The sequence below is a fragment of the Streptomyces sp. NPDC044704 genome, from assembly GCF_056433525.1.
Genome location: NZ_JBWKGY010000005.1, coordinates 194,996 through 209,565, shown reverse-complemented (window position 1 = coordinate 209,565; position 14,570 = coordinate 194,996). Strand labels below are relative to the sequence as shown.

Sequence of the window (14,570 nt, the reverse complement as noted above, 5' to 3'; positions counted from 1 at the left end):
CAGGCCTCACTTTGCAGTTTCGTCGGACGGGCCGGGTTTTCTCTGATCCCGTCCCGCCCGCTCGCTCTCGATGAGCTCGTTCAGCCAGCGCACTTCACGCTCCACGGATTCCATGCCGTGTCGCTGTAGCTCGAGCGTGTAGTCGTCGAGACGCTCCCGTGTGCGGGCTAGCGAGGCGCGCATCTTCTCCAGGCGCTCCTCCAGCCGGCTGCGGCGGCCCTCCAGTACCCGCATCCGTACCTCGCGTTCGGTCTGGCCGAAGAAGGCGAAGCGGGCGGCGAAGGACTCGTCCTCCCAGGTATCGGGGCCGGTGTGGGAGAGGAGCTCTTCGAAGTGCTCCTTACCTGCTGCCGTCAACCGGTAGACGATCTTGGCGCGGCGCCCTGCGAGTGAAGCGGCGAGAGCGTCTTCCGGAGCGTTGCCCGGTTCTTCGATCAACCAGCCGTTGGCGACGAGCGTCTTGAGGCAGGGATAGAGAGTCCCGTAGCTGAACGCCCTGAAGACCCCCAGCGAGGTGTTGAGCCGCTTGCGGAGCTCGTAACCGTGCATGGGGGATTCGCGAAGCAGGCCGAGGACGGCGAACTCGAGGATGCCTGAGCGCCTGCTCATCCGCCTGCCTCTCTCTGCCTCTGAGTTTATGCCGAGCTGATGTATCGGCTCGATACATCCAGACGATAGAACGGGTAGCCCTCCGCGACAAGGGGTGACGTGGTGACCGGCGTCACATCACCAATTCGTACGACACAAGGTGCCTGATTTGGGGTGAACTTCGGCACTGGTCGGGTTTTGGCCGTGCGTAGTCTGAGCGGCAACACAACGGGGGAACCGGAATTCACCAGCCGCTTCCAGGCCACTCGCCTGCCCGAGGAGTAGTCGTTCGATGAGCGAGCACCGCCGCAAACCGCCGCAGCCCCAGGGCGGCGGACGCGCCGCGTCCCGCCGGGCCGCGCAACAGCGCCCCGGCCGGGGCGCCGGGTCCGGACGTGACGTCCCCACGGCGTCACCCAGCGGACCGTACGCAGAGCAGACCGCCCACGGCGGCCGCGCGGACGCCCGCCGGGCCGCACAGCGCGGGGCCGCCGCGGGCCGCGGCCGCGCGGGCCGCGGCGGCAACGGCGGGAGGGGCGGGAGGGGCGGGAGCCGGATCGTCAACTACCCGCGCGCCGAAAAGGACGGCTGGAAGCGCTTCGTGCCTTCCTGGAAGCTGGTCAGCGGCACGTTCCTGGGCTTCTTCGCGGTCATCGTCGCCGGCGCCGGCATCGGTATCGCCAGCGTGGGCACGCCGGACCCGAACAAGGCGGCCAAGGCGCAGAACAACGTCTTCCAGTGGTCGGACGGCACCCAGATGGTCGCCACCGGCGGCTCCACGAACCGGCAGATCGTGTCCATCGACGCCATTCCCCTGTCGATGCGCAACGCCGTGATCGCCGCGGAGAACGAGTCCTTCGAGACCGACAAGGGCGTCGACCCGATGGGCATCGCCCGCGCCGTGGTGAACATGGCCACCGGCGGGTCCACCCAGGGCGGCTCGACGATCACCCAGCAGTACGTGAAGAACATGTACCTGGACTCCGAGCAGACGCTCAAGCGGAAGGTCACCGAGCTCTTCATCTCGATCAGGCTGGGCATGACCGAGGAGAAGGACAAGGTCCTCGCCGGCTACCTGAACACCGCCTACTACGGCCGGGACGCCTACGGCATCCAGGCCGCCGCCCGCGCCTACTTCGGCAAGGACGCCAAGGACCTCGACCCGTCCCAGAGCGCCTTCCTCGCCTCCCTGCTCAAGGGCCCGAACCTCTACAACCCGGACGGCGGCATCGGCACCGCGGCCACCCCCGAGGCGAACGAGAAGCGGGCCCGCGCGCGCTGGGCCTGGGTCCTCGACCGCGAGGTCGCGGTGGGCCGCATGCCGCAGGCCGAGCGCGACAAGTACCGGGAGTTCCCGGCGCGGGTCGACTCCGAGCAGGCCCGCGGCATGTCCGGGCAGACCGGCTACCTCGTCGAGGTGGCCAAGCAGTACGTCATGAAGACCACGGGCATCACGGCCGAGAAGATGGCCCTGGGCGGCTACACGATCAAGACCACCTTCGAGAAGTCCAAGGTGGAAGCCCTGTCCAAGGCGGTCGAGGACACGCGGGACGACTTCCTCGACGAGAAGAAGCGGCCCCAGTACGACACCTTCGTCCAGTTCGGCGCCGCCTCCGTGGACGTGAAGTCCGGGGCGATCGTGGCCCTGTACGGAGGCCCCGGCTGGGACCACAAGCACTTCTCCAACAACGCCAACACCGCCGGCGTCCCCGTGGGCTCCACCTGGAAGCCGTACGTGCTGGCCGCGGCCATGCAGTACGGCACCCAGAACTCCAAGGGCGCGGGCATCTCGGTCGACAGCAAGTACCTCGCCGACGACCTCACCGTGATCACCAACCGGCAGGGCAAGCCGCTGCTGGGCAAGAACGGCGAACCCTTCAAGCAGAAGAACGAAAGCCCCCAGGCCTTCGGCTACGTGACCCTCGACGAAGCGATGCGCCAGTCGATCAACGTCCCGTTCGCCCAGCTGGTCTTCGACGTCGGCCACGCCAAGGTCCGCGAGGTCGCGCGGTCCACCGGGATCCTCGACGAGTCGATGGACCCGGACAACAACGCCTCCTTCGCCCTCGGCACCTCCACGCCCAGCGCCATCCGCATGGCCGACTCGTACGCCACCTTCGCCGCCTCCGGTACGCACCACGAGCCCTTCTCCGTGCTCCAGGTCACCAAGGACGGCCAGGACCTGCCGGGCTTCCAGCCCCCCAAGGAGGCCCGGGCCATGGACGACGCCATCGCGGACAACATCACGAAGGTCCTGCAGAACGTCGTCGAGAACGGCACCGGCGTCAAGGCGAAGAAGCTGGGCCGTCCCGCCGCGGGCAAGACCGGCACCACCGACCAGAACAAGTCGGCCTGGTTCGTCGGCTACACCCCCGAGCTCTCCACCTCGGTCACGCTGTTCCGCAACGACCCGAACTCCAAGGACAAGGAGTTGATGTCCATGAACAACGTGGGCGGCGTCGACTCCATCCACGGTGGTGACATCCCGGCCGTGATCTGGACGGAGTACATGCGCGAGGCGCTGAAGGGCAAGCCGGTCAAGCAGTTCCCGGAGCCCGAGGAGATCGGCGTCACGGCCGACGCCTCCGGGGCCCCCACCCCGTCGCCCCCCGCTCCCTCCTACTCGCCCTCCCCGACGCCTTCGGCCCCGGCGTCGAGCTCCCCGCCCCCGGTGTCGCCCTCCCCCTCCCACGGAGGCAAGCCGTCCTGCAAGCCGTGGGCGGGCCTGTACTGCGACCCGGAGACCGCCGGCGGCACCACCGACGGCAACACGAACGGCGGCAACGGCGGCAACGGCCCGGGCGGCCACAGCGGTGGCGCCGGCGGCTTCCCGGACGGCGGAACCACCGGGATGCCCTCCTCGCCCAGCACGGGCCGGCCGGGCCGCCCCGGCGGCTCGACCAACTGGGGAATGAACATGGGCGCCTCCGGCTGACCCCGTACTCTCCCCCTCCGCACCGGCGAGGGCCGTCGCACCCCGTGCGACGGCCCTCCCGCGCGTCCGGCCCCGTACGGCAGGATGAGCGCATGACCAAGGTGCACGAGGAGCGGCCCGTACTGCCCACCCAGCAGGACGAGGTCGCCGCGGCAGGCAGCGAGTTCCTGGGCGGCCCCATCGGCCGCCACGTCCGCCTCGGCGGCCACTGGCTGGGACCGGTCCGCGTCGTGGTGCTGGTGGTCCTCGGGATGTTCGCCCTCGGCATGGTGCAGAAGCTGCCCTGCTACGACTGGGCGTGGTTCCAGGGGGCCGGCTCGCAGTACACCCACGCCTGCTACTCCGACATCCCGCACCTGTACTCCGCGCGCGGCTTCGCCGACGGCCTCGTGCCGTACTTCGACCGCTTCCCGGACCAGGAGCCGAAGTACGGCGACATGCAGTACCTGGAGTACCCGGTGCTCACCGGGGCCTTCATGCAGATCGCCTCCTGGCTGACCCCCACCTCCGGCTCCATCCAGCACCGCGAACAGATGTACTGGATGGTCAACGCGGGCATGCTGATGGCCTGCGCCGCAGTTCTCGCCGTCTGCGTCGCCCGGACCCACCGCCGTCGGCCGTGGGACGCGCTGCTCCTCGCACTGGCCCCGGCCTTCGCGCTCAACGCGACGATCAACTGGGACCTGCCGGCCGTCGCCCTGGCCGCCGTCGCCATGCTGATGTGGTCCCGGAGCCGGCCCCTGCTCGCCGGCGTCTTCATCGGGCTGGCCACCGCCGCCAAGCTCTATCCCGCCCTGCTGCTCGGCGTCCTGTTCGTGCTCTGCTGGCGGGCCGGCAAGTGGCGGGCCTTCGGCGCCGCCGCCGGCGGCGCGGTGGTCGCCTGGCTCGTGGTGAACGCGCCGGTCATGCTCTTCGCCTGGGACGGCTGGAAGCGGTTCTACGTCTTCAGCCAGGACCGGCCGATCGACTTCGGCTCCGTGTGGCTGCTGATCTCACAGCGCACCGGCAACCCCCTGGAGGGGGCCAACACGTACGCGACGGGCCTGACGCTGCTGATGTGCCTGGCCATCGGACTGCTCACCCTGACGGCTCCCAGGCGCCCCCGGTTCGCACAGCTGGCGTTCCTGGTCGTCGCCGCCTTCATCCTGGCCAACAAGGTCTACTCGCCGCAGTACGTCCTGTGGCTCATCCCGCTCGCCGCGCTGGCCCGTCCGCGCTGGCGGGACTTCCTGGTCTGGCAGGCGGGCGAGGTCCTGTACTACCTGGGGATCTGGTTCTACCTCGCCTACACGACCAGCGGGGACAAGCACCAGGGCCTGCCCGTGGAGGGCTACCAGCTGGCGATCGCCGCCCACCTGCTGGCCACGCTCTACCTGTGCGCCGTCGTGGTGCGGGACATCCTGCTGCCCGAGCGGGACGTCGTACGGCGCGACGGCTCGGACGACCCGTCCGGCGGGGTCCTGGACGGGGCGGAGGACGAGTTCGTGCTCCCGCGCGCGGCGAAGGCGCCGCAGTACGCGGCGCCTTCGCAGGGACAGCGGGTCGACTGGGGCACGGGCCCCGGTCACTGACCGGGGTCAGGCGTCGAGCACCCGGTCGAACTGAGTGGTGGTGTGGCGCAGGTGCGCCACCAGCTCGTCGCCGACCTTCGGCTCGGTCGCGTCCGAGGGCACGAACAGGATCGACACCTGCATGTGCGGGGGCTCGGCGAACCAGCGCTGCTTGCCCGCCCAGACGAACGGCGACAGGTTCCGGTTGACCGTGGCCAGGCCGGCCCGGGCGACGCCCTTGGCGCGCGGCATCACCCCGTGCAGGGCCTTGGGGGCCTCCAGGCCCACCCCGTGCGAGGTGCCGCCGGCGACCACGACCAGCCAGCCGTCGGAGGCGGCCTTCTGCTGGCGGTAGCCGAACCGGTCCCCCTTGGAGACCCGCGTCACGTCCAGGACCGCACCGCGGTACTGGGTCGCGTCGTGGTCGCCCAGCCACAGCCGGGTGCCGATCCGGGCTCGGAAGCGGGTCTGCGGGAACTGCTGCTGGAGCCGCGTCAGCTCCTCGGCCCGCAGGTGGCTGACGAACATGGTGTGCAGCGGCAGCCGGGCGGCGCGCAGCCGGTCCATCCAGCCGATGACCTCCTCGACGGCGTCAGAGCCGTCCGGGCGGTCGAGCGGCAGGTGCAGGGCGAAGCCCTCCAGCCGGACGTCCTCGATCGCCGCCTGGAGCTGGCCCAGGTCCTGCTCGGAGACGCCGTGGCGGCGCATCGAGCTCATGCACTCGATGACGACGCGGGCGCCGACCAGGCCCCGGACCCCGTCCACCGAGGACACCGAGCGGATCACCCGGTCCGGCAGCGGCACCGGGTCCTCGCCCCGCCGGAACGGGGTGAGGACGAGCAGGTCGCCGCCGAACCAGTCCTTGATGCTGGCGGCCTCGTACGTGGTGCCGACGGCCAGGATGTCGGCGCCCATCCGGGTCGCCTCCTCGCACAGCCGCTCGTGGCCGAAGCCGTAGCCGTTGCCCTTGCAGACCGGGATCAGTCCGGGGAACTGGTCCGTGATCTGCTTCTGGTGCGCACGCCAGCGCGCGGTGTCGACGTAGAGCGTGAGCGCCATGCCCGTCCGGAACCTCTCTTGGGAGCTGCCTGGTGCAGCGGTGGGGTGTGTGGGGGAGGTGGGTCAGCGGCGGGACATATACATGTCGAGCGCCTTGTGCAGCAGCTTGTTCAGCGGGAAGTCCCACTCGCCGACGTACTCGACGGCCTCGCCGCCCGTGCCCACCTTGAACTGGATGAGGCCGAACAGGTGGTCGTTCTCGTCCAGCGTGTCGCTGATGCCGCGGAGGTCGTAGACGCTCGCGCCGAGTGCGTACGAGTCGCGCAGCATGCGCCACTGCATCGCGTTCGACGGGCGGACCTCGCGCTTGTGGTTGGCGGAGGCGCCGTACGAGTACCAGACGTGCTGGCCGACGGTGAGCATCGTGGCGGCGGCCAGCGGCTCCCCCTCGTGCGTGGCGATGTACAGCCGCATGCGGTTGGGGTCCTCGGAGTTGAGGGCCGTCCACTGGCGCTGGAAGTAACTGAGCGGGCGCGGGCGGAACTTGTCGCGCTCGGCGGTGATCTCGTAGAGGTGCTGCCAGGTGGGCAGGTCCTCGTAGCCGCCCTGGACGACCTCGACGCCGGCTTTCTCGGCCTTCTTGATGTTGCGGCGCCACAGCTGGTTGAAGCCCTTGAGGACGTCGTCCAGCGAGCGGTTCGCCAGCGGCACCTGGAACACGTAGCGGGGCTGGACGTCGCCGAAGCCGGCGCCGCCGTCCTCGGCCTGCTGCCAGCCCATGCGGCGCAGCTTGTCGGACACCTCGAAGGCGCGGGGCTCGATGACCGAAGCCTCCACGTCACGCAGGCGCTTGACCTCGGGGTCCTGGATGCCGGCCTTGATGGCGGCCGAGTTCCAGCGGCGGATGACGACGGGCGGGCCCATCTTCACGGTGAAGGCGCCCTGGTGCTTCAGGTGCGCCAGCATCGGCTGGAGCCATTCCTCCAGATTCGGGGCGTACCAGTTGATGACCGGGCCCTCGGGGAGGTACGCGAGGTACCGCTTCACCTTGGGCAGCTGGCGGTACAAAACCAGTGCGGCACCGACGAGTTCGCCGGAGGCGTCGAACCAACCCAGGTTCTCGGAACGCCACTCGTTCTTCACGTCGGCCCACGCCGGGACCTGGCAGTGGCTCGCCGAGGGCAGGCTCTGGAGATATCCCAGATGCTGCTCTCGGCTGATGGTCCTCAGGGACAGGCTCATGCGGGGCGTCTCCTCCGGCGGCTTCGCTGGCTATGGCGCGAAGCCTACTGCGACGTGGGCGCCACCCATCTGGGGGACGGGCCGGGCCCGGGCCGGGTGAAGCCGGCGCCCCGTCGCGGAGGTCCCCCGGTCAGCCCAGCCAGCCGCCGAAGAGGCCGCCGTGGAACATGCCGAGGAAGAAGCCGATGGCAGACGCGCCAAGGCCGATGATCAGCGCGAAGCGCTCGCGTGTCGTGACGGAGATGAACTGTCCGTAGGCGCCGGTCAGGATTCCGATCAGCCCGGCCCACGAGCTGATCAGGTGCAGGTGGTGCCAGAACGCCGTGACGAACGCCACGGCGCCGAGTGTGAGGGTGACCGCCATCAGGGTGTCCTGGAGCGGATGGGACTTGCCGTCCGTCGCGAAGAGCGAGATGGAGGGCTGCGGTCGCATTGCCTGTGCCATCGGAAGGCACCTCCTGGCTGAAGCAGGGCGGTGCGACGGGGCCGCCGCCGACAGGGCCGGGGCATAGCACCGAGCACACCCGATGGATACAGATTGTGGCCTCCTCCCGGCGGATTTCAACCGGAAGGATTCGACGGGGTAGTCTGTACGGTCTGCGCGGTGTCTGTTCTCAGACACCGTGCGCACGCATCACGACCCTCCTGCCACGGAACGACCGTGGCCGCTGAGTCCAAAGGAGGTGGGTTCCACATGCGTCACTACGAAGTGATGGTCATCCTCGACCCCGATCTCGAGGAGCGCGCTGTCTCCCCGCTGATCGAGAACTTCCTCTCCGTCGTCCGTGAGGGCAACGGAAAGGTCGAGAAGGTCGACACCTGGGGCCGTCGTCGTCTCGCTTACGAGATCAAGAAGAAGCCCGAGGGCATCTACTCGGTCATCGACCTGCAGGCCGAGCCTGCGGTCGTCAAGGAGCTCGACCGCCAGATGAACCTGAACGAGTCGGTTCTCCGGACCAAGGTCCTCCGCCCCGAGACCCACTGAACTTCGGTTCAGCGGTAATCGGGACCGAGTAGTACACAGCAGCCCAGCAGCAATCCCCGCCGAGAGGTTCATCCATGGCAGGCGAGACCGTCATCACGGTCGTCGGCAATCTCGTCGACGACCCCGAGCTGCGCTTCACCCCCTCGGGTGCGGCGGTCGCGAAGTTCCGTGTCGCGTCCACCCCCCGCACCTTCGACCGTCAGACCAATGAGTGGAAGGACGGCGAGAGCCTGTTCCTGACCTGCTCGGTGTGGCGGCAGGCGGCCGAGAACGTCGCCGAGTCCCTTCAGCGGGGCATGCGCGTCATCGTGCAGGGCCGGCTGAAGCAGCGGTCGTACGAGGACCGTGAGGGTGTCAAGCGCACGGTCTACGAGCTGGACGTCGAGGAAGTCGGCCCCAGCCTGAAGAACGCCACGTCCAAGGTCACCAAGACCACGGGTCGCGGTGGCCAGGGTGGATACGGCGGCGGTCAGCAGCAGCAGGGTGGCGGCGGCAACTGGGGCGGAGCCCCCGGTGGCGGCGGCGCACCGCAGGGCGGCGGAGCTCCCTCCGACGACCCGTGGGCGTCCAGCGCGCCGGCCGGTGGCCAGCCGCAGGGCGGCGGCGGGGGCGGTTGGGGCGGAAGCTCCGGCGGCTCCTCCGGCGGTGGCTACTCGGACGAGCCGCCCTTCTAGGGCAGCTCGCATCCCCACTTCTTGATCACACAGGAGAGACACAATGGCGAAGCCGCCTGTGCGCAAGCCTAAGAAGAAGGTCTGCGCGTTCTGCAAGGACAAGACCGCGTACGTGGACTACAAGGACACGAACATGCTGCGGAAGTTCATTTCCGACCGCGGCAAGATCCGTGCCCGCCGCGTTACCGGCAACTGCACGCAGCACCAGCGTGACGTCGCCACGGCCGTCAAGAACAGCCGTGAGATGGCGCTGCTGCCCTACACGTCCACCGCGCGATAAGGAAAGGGTGACCGACTAATGAAGATCATCCTGACCCACGAGGTTTCTGGCCTCGGTGCCGCCGGCGATGTCGTCGACGTCAAGGACGGTTACGCTCGCAACTACCTGGTCCCGCGTGGTTTCGCGATCCGCTGGACCAAGGGTGGCGAGAAGGACGTGGCGCAGATCCGCCGCGCCCGCAAGATCCACGAGATCGCGACCATCGAGCAGGCCAACGAGGTCAAGGCCAAGCTCGAGGGTGTCAAGGTCCGTCTGGCCACCCGCGCGGGTGACGCCGGTCGTCTCTTCGGCTCCGTGACGCCGTCCGACATCGCTTCGGCGATCGAGGCGTCCGGTGGCCCGAAGGTCGACAAGCGCCGCGTGGAGCTGGGCTCCCCGATCAAGACCCTCGGTTCGTACCAGGTCTCCGTGCGTCTGCACGCCGACGTGGCCGCGAACGTGGGCATCGAGGTCGTCGCCGCCTAAGGGCAGCGCATGAAGGGCCGCACCCCTCCGGGGGTGCGGCCCTTCGTCGTTCCCGGAGCCGCCCCGTGCCCGGGAGGGGCTGTTTCACGTGAAACAGCCCCTCCCGGGCACGGCCGTTTCACGTGAAACCGGCGATGTTTCACGTGAAACGGCCCGCGGGCGGGGCTCAAGCGGTCCGTGGGGCAGGTGCCCGGGTCAGCGGGTGGCCCCGGCGACCAGCCACCGGCCGGAGCGGGCGCGCAGCTGGAGGGTGACCATCCGGACCACCATCATCAGCGTCATCGCCCACCAGAGGGTGGTCAGGCCGCCGCCGAGGACGGGTACGAGGAGCGCCGCGGGGGCGAAGACGGCGAGGGTCACCAGCATGGCCCGGGCGAGGTAGGGGCCGTCACCCGCTCCCATGAGCACGCCGTCCAAGACGAAGACGATCCCGGAGACCGGCTGAGACACGGCCACGACGAGCAGGGCGGGCAGCAGCACGTCCTCGACCACGGGGTCCCGGGTGAAGAGCGGGATGAAGACCGGGCGGGCGACGACGACCAGCAGGCCGAGCACGACCCCGGAGACGACGCCCCACTGGACCATGCGGCGGCAGACCGCCTTGGCTCCTTCCGTGTCACCGGCGCCCAGGTAGCGGCCGATGATGGCCTGACCGGCGATGGCGATGGCGTCCAGGGCGAAGGCGAGCAGGCTCCACAGGGCCAGCAGGATCTGGTGGGCGGCGATGTCGGCGTCGCCGAGCCGGGCCGCGACGGCGGTCGCGATCATCAGGATCGCGCGGAGGGACAGGGTGCGCACCAGCAGGGGCGCGCCTGCCCGGGCGCAGGCGCGGATGCCGTCCTTGTCGGGGCGCAGGGAGGCGCCGTGTCGGCGGGCGCCCCGGACGACCACGAAGAGGTAGGCGGCCGCCATGGCGCACTGGGCGATGACCGTGCCCCAGGCGGACCCGGCGATGCCGAGGCCGGCGCCGTAGACCAGGGCGACGTTCAGCGCGCCGTTGAGGGCGAAGCCGCCGATGGCGACGTAGAGCGGGGTGCGGGTGTCCTGGAGGCCGCGGATGACGCCCGTGGCGGCCAGCACCATGAGCATGGCCGGGATGCCGAGGGCGGAGATCCGCAGGTAGGTGACCGCGTACGGGGCCACGGTGTCGGAGGCTCCGAAGAGGGAGATCAGCCAGGGGGCGGTGGGTACGACCGCGGCGGCCACCGCCGTTCCCAGCAGCAGGGCGAGCCAGATGCCGTCCATGCCCTGGCGGATGGCGGCCGGGAGGTCGCCCGCGCCGACGCGCCGGGCCACGGCCGCGGTGGTGGCGTAGGCGAGGAAGACGAAGACGCTCACGGAGGTCATGAGCAGGGCGGCGGCGACGCCGAGGCCGGCCAGCTGGGGGGTGCCGAGGTGTCCCACGATGGCGCTGTCCGCCATCACGAAGAGCGGCTCGGCGACGAGGGCACCGAAGGCGGGTACGGCCAGGGCGACTATCTCGCGGTCGTGCCGTCTCGGGGCAGCCTTCGACGCTGTGGTGGCCTGTGTCATGTGCTCAATCTAATCTTCCACAGGTAATGGATGCAAGGGTCTATGGATCCTTACCGACGCGCTGACTTGCGGGTTCTCCGCACCCCGTTGGAGGCGATCTTGAGACAGTGGCCAAGAAATTTCTCCCCCACAGTCAGAGAAAGCGGAAAGTGCAGGTCAGACGGGGTGTGAGGGTGGGGCGGGTGATTTTGTCCACAGCGTCGTCCCCCGGTCCGTGCACAGCTTCGGGCGACTTACCCACAGCATTGGCGCCGTCGTCCACATCTCATCCACACAGCCTGTGGATAACAAGATTGGCTGACGTCGCTCGCGGCCCTACCGTTGTGCGTTGCCCGACGCGCCGATCGCCGATCCGGGTGCCCCAAATGTCAGAGCCGTGTCGTAGAAAGAGTGGCACGGCGAGGTCCGCGTTGCGGACGGGAGGAGGCGGCCCGGTGAACATGCCCGAGCCCATGGACGACCCCTGGGCCGACAGCGGTCCCAGTGACCGTCTGCCCGCCCGTTCGCGCCGTAGCGGCGAAGGCCGCGGCCGCGGGGACCAGCAGGACGACCGGGGCCGCGAGGGCGGCTCCTGGGACGGCGGAGGGGGCGGCTTCGAGCGCGTCCCGCCGCAGGACCTCGATGCCGAGCAGTCGGTGCTCGGCGGCATGCTGCTCTCCAAGGACGCGATCGCCGACGTGGTCGAGGTCCTCAAGGGCCACGACTTCTACCGTCCCTCCCACGAGACGATCTACCAGGCCATCCTCGACCTGTACGCCAAGGGCGAGCCGGCCGACCCGATCACCGTCGGCGCGGAACTGACCCGGCGCGGTGAGATCAGCAAGGTCGGCGGGGCCTCCTACCTGCACACCCTGGTGCAGTCCGTACCGACCGCGGCGAACGCCGAGTACTACGCGGAGATCGTCCACGAGAGAGCCGTCCTGCGGCGCCTCGTCGCCGCGGGTACGAAGATCACGCAGATGGGATACGCGGCGGACGGCGACGTAGACGAGATCGTCAACAGCGCCCAGGCCGAGATCTACGCCGTCACCGAGCAGCGGACCTCCGAGGACTACCTGCCGCTGGGCGACATCATGGAGGGCGCCCTCGACGAGATCGAGGCGATCGGGTCCCGCAGCGGCCAGATGTCGGGCGTACCGACCGGGTTCACCGACCTCGACTCCCTCACCAACGGCCTGCACCCGGGCCAGATGATCGTCATCGCCGCACGTCCCGCGATGGGCAAGTCCACGCTCGCGCTGGACTTCGCCCGCGCCTGCTCCATCAAGAGCAACCTGCCGAGCGTCATCTTCTCCCTCGAAATGGGCCGCAACGAGATCGCGATGCGCCTCCTGTCAGCCGAAGCCCGGGTGGCGCTGCACCACATGCGCTCGGGCACGATGACGGACGACGACTGGACCCGGCTGGCCCGCCGGATGCCGGACGTCTCGGCGGCTCCGCTCTACATCGACGACTCCCCCAACCTGTCGATGATGGAGATCCGGGCCAAGTGCCGCCGCCTCAAGCAGCGCAACGACCTCTCGCTCGTCGTCATCGACTACCTCCAGCTGATGCAGTCGGGCGGCTCCCGCCGTCCCGAGAGCCGCCAGCAGGAGGTCTCGGACATGTCCCGAAACCTCAAGCTGCTGGCCAAGGAGCTGGAAGTGCCGGTTATCGCGCTATCGCAGCTGAACCGTGGTCCCGAACAGCGCACCGACAAGAAGCCGATGGTCTCCGACCTCCGTGAATCAGGGTCGATCGAGCAGGACGCCGACATGGTGATCCTGCTGCACCGCGAGGACGCGTACGAGAAGGAGTCCCCCCGCGCGGGCGAGGCGGACCTGATCGTGGCCAAGCACCGAAACGGCCCCACGGCCACCATCACCGTCGCCTTCCAGGGCCATTATTCGCGCTTCGTGGACATGGCCAACACGTAGCATCCGATCATGGACGCTCTCTCTGAAGACCTGGAACTCCTCCCCGCCACCCGGCGCGCACTGCGGCACCGGATCGCCGTCGCGCAGAGCGAGGGACGAGCTCCCTCGCTGGTGGCGGCGGTCGTCCGGGGCGGCGAAGTGGTCTGGGAGGGCTCCCGCACCTCGGTGGAGGGGCACGGTCCCGACGGGAACGTGCAGTACCGGATCGGGTCGATCACCAAGACCTTCACGGCCGTTCTGGTGCTGCGCCTGCGGGACGAGGGACTGCTGGACCTCTCCGACCCCCTGGAGAAGCACCTGCCGGGCACGGGCGTCGGCGAGGTGACCGTCGCCCAGCTGCTGGCCCACACGGGCGGGCTCGCCGCCGAGACCCCCGGCGCCTGGTGGGAGCGGAGCCCGGCCGCGCTGCGGCCCGAACTCGCCGACGTGCTGGGGGAAGAGCCGTTCAAGCACGTACCCGGCCGCCGGTTCCACTACTCCAACCCCGGCTACACGCTGCTGGGTTCACTGGTCGAGGCGCTGCGGGGCAAGCCGTGGGAAGAGGTCCTGCGGGCCGAGGTCCTGGAGCCGCTCGGCCTGGACCGTACGAGCGGGCAGCCGCGGGCACCGCACGCCGGCGGCTGGGCGGTGCACCCGTGGGCCGACGTCATGATGCCCGAACCCCTGGAGGACCTGGGTCTGATGGCCCCGGCCGGTCAGCTGTGGTCCACGACGAACGACCTGGCTCGGTTCGCAGGCTTCCTGCTCCGCGGGGACGATCGGGTGCTGAGCGCGGAGACCGTCCGTGAGATGCGTACCTCCGCCGTGCCGTCGGAGCCCGGGATCGCGGAGTCCGGGTACGGGTTCGGTCTCCAGCTGGCGACGGACGGTACGCGCCGGCTGGTCGGCCACGGCGGCTCCCTTCCGGGATTCGTGGCCGGGCTGTGGCTGAGCGAGGCGGACGACGTTGCGGCCGTCGTACTGGCGAACTGCACGTCGGGGGTGCCGCCGATGACGGTCGCCGGTGACCTGGTGCGGATCGTCGCGGAGGCGGAACCGCGCTTCCCCGAGCCGTGGCGGCCGTTCGAGGAAGCCGACCGGGTGCCGCTGGAGCTGTGCGGGCCCTGGTACTGGGGTACTTCGGCCAACGTGGTGCGGCTGAGGGCCGACGGCTCCCTGGAGCTGGGCCCGGTGGGGGCGACCGGTCGTGCGGCGCGTTTCCGTGCGGAGAGCGACGGCACGTGGACCGGACTGACGGGGTACTACGCGGGGGAGACGCTGCGGGCGGTCCGCCGCGAGGACGGCTCGGTGAGCCACCTCGACCTCGCGTCGTTCGTCTTCACCCGGGAGCCCTACGACCCCGAGGCTCCGGTGCCCGGCGGGGTGGACCCGCATGGCTGGCGCGGCATCGGTTGAGACCGGCC

Annotated in this window: 13 protein-coding genes; 8 read left to right on the top strand and 5 right to left on the bottom strand. The window is 69.7% G+C overall.

Going from position 1 to position 14,570, the window contains the following annotated elements; translation table 11 throughout:
• Nucleotides 1–6: 6 nt before the first annotated feature.
• Nucleotides 7–609 (bottom strand): PadR family transcriptional regulator, encoded by a 603-nt coding sequence (locus tag AC07B0_RS14820; RefSeq protein ID WP_356882870.1) that lies wholly within the window; start codon nt 607–609, stop codon nt 7–9.
• 271 nt (nt 610–880) lie between these two features.
• On the opposite strand from AC07B0_RS14820, the gene AC07B0_RS14815 reads away from it, so the two are divergent.
• Both AC07B0_RS14815 and AC07B0_RS14810 read left to right on the top strand, forming a co-directional pair.
• On the top strand, nt 881–3,523 hold the full coding sequence (locus AC07B0_RS14815) for a transglycosylase domain-containing protein (protein WP_478898291.1): 2,643 nt from the start codon (nt 881–883) through the stop codon (nt 3,521–3,523).
• 92 nt (nt 3,524–3,615) lie between these two features.
• Nucleotides 3,616–5,094: a glycosyltransferase family 87 protein gene (locus AC07B0_RS14810; protein WP_478864062.1), complete on the top strand. Its 1,479-nt coding sequence runs from the start codon at nt 3,616–3,618 to the stop codon at nt 5,092–5,094.
• A 6-nt stretch (nt 5,095–5,100) separates the two neighbouring features.
• Here the strand turns inward: AC07B0_RS14810 and AC07B0_RS14805 are convergent, their stop codons facing one another.
• The 3 genes from AC07B0_RS14805 to AC07B0_RS14795 form a co-directional block, all read right to left on the bottom strand.
• Nucleotides 5,101–6,132: an alanine racemase gene (locus AC07B0_RS14805; protein WP_356882876.1), complete on the bottom strand. Its 1,032-nt coding sequence runs from the start codon at nt 6,130–6,132 to the stop codon at nt 5,101–5,103.
• A gap of 63 nt (nt 6,133–6,195) precedes the next feature.
• Nucleotides 6,196–7,314: a lipid II:glycine glycyltransferase FemX gene (locus AC07B0_RS14800; RefSeq protein WP_356882878.1), complete on the bottom strand. Its 1,119-nt coding sequence runs from the start codon at nt 7,312–7,314 to the stop codon at nt 6,196–6,198.
• A 130-nt stretch (nt 7,315–7,444) separates the two neighbouring features.
• Nucleotides 7,445–7,759, bottom strand: coding sequence for a hypothetical protein (locus AC07B0_RS14795; RefSeq protein ID WP_356882880.1), 315 nt, complete (start codon nt 7,757–7,759; stop codon nt 7,445–7,447).
• A gap of 249 nt (nt 7,760–8,008) precedes the next feature.
• Between AC07B0_RS14795 and rpsF the strand changes: the two genes are divergently transcribed.
• The 4 genes from rpsF (at nt 8,009) to rplI (ending at nt 9,718) form a co-directional block, all read left to right on the top strand.
• A complete protein-coding gene (gene rpsF / locus AC07B0_RS14790) occupies nt 8,009–8,299 on the top strand; it encodes a 30S ribosomal protein S6 (RefSeq protein ID WP_004950685.1) in 291 nt (96 codons plus the stop codon).
• A gap of 74 nt (nt 8,300–8,373) precedes the next feature.
• On the top strand, nt 8,374–8,973 hold the full coding sequence (locus tag AC07B0_RS14785) for a single-stranded DNA-binding protein (protein ID WP_356882882.1): 600 nt from the start codon (nt 8,374–8,376) through the stop codon (nt 8,971–8,973).
• Between the two features lie 43 nt (nt 8,974–9,016).
• Nucleotides 9,017–9,253, top strand: coding sequence for a 30S ribosomal protein S18 (gene rpsR / locus AC07B0_RS14780; protein WP_005315025.1), 237 nt, complete (start codon nt 9,017–9,019; stop codon nt 9,251–9,253).
• Nucleotides 9,254–9,271: 18 nt separating this feature from the next.
• Nucleotides 9,272–9,718 (top strand): 50S ribosomal protein L9, encoded by a 447-nt coding sequence (gene rplI, locus AC07B0_RS14775; RefSeq protein ID WP_356882884.1) that lies wholly within the window; start codon nt 9,272–9,274, stop codon nt 9,716–9,718.
• Nucleotides 9,719–9,913: 195 nt separating this feature from the next.
• On the opposite strand, the gene AC07B0_RS14770 is transcribed toward rplI, so the two are convergent.
• Nucleotides 9,914–11,251, bottom strand: coding sequence for an MATE family efflux transporter (locus AC07B0_RS14770; RefSeq protein WP_478898289.1), 1,338 nt, complete (start codon nt 11,249–11,251; stop codon nt 9,914–9,916).
• A 452-nt stretch (nt 11,252–11,703) separates the two neighbouring features.
• Between AC07B0_RS14770 and dnaB the strand changes: the two genes are divergently transcribed.
• Together dnaB and AC07B0_RS14760 are read left to right on the top strand one after the other, a co-directional pair.
• The gene (dnaB, locus tag AC07B0_RS14765; protein WP_356876237.1) at nt 11,704–13,167 is read left to right on the top strand and encodes a replicative DNA helicase; all 1,464 of its coding nucleotides are present in this window, start codon (nt 11,704–11,706) and stop codon (nt 13,165–13,167) included.
• Between the two features lie 9 nt (nt 13,168–13,176).
• Complete coding sequence (locus AC07B0_RS14760; RefSeq protein WP_478898287.1) at nt 13,177–14,562, top strand: serine hydrolase domain-containing protein; 1,386 nt, start codon at nt 13,177–13,179, stop codon at nt 14,560–14,562.
• Nucleotides 14,563–14,570: the final 8 nt, after the last annotated feature.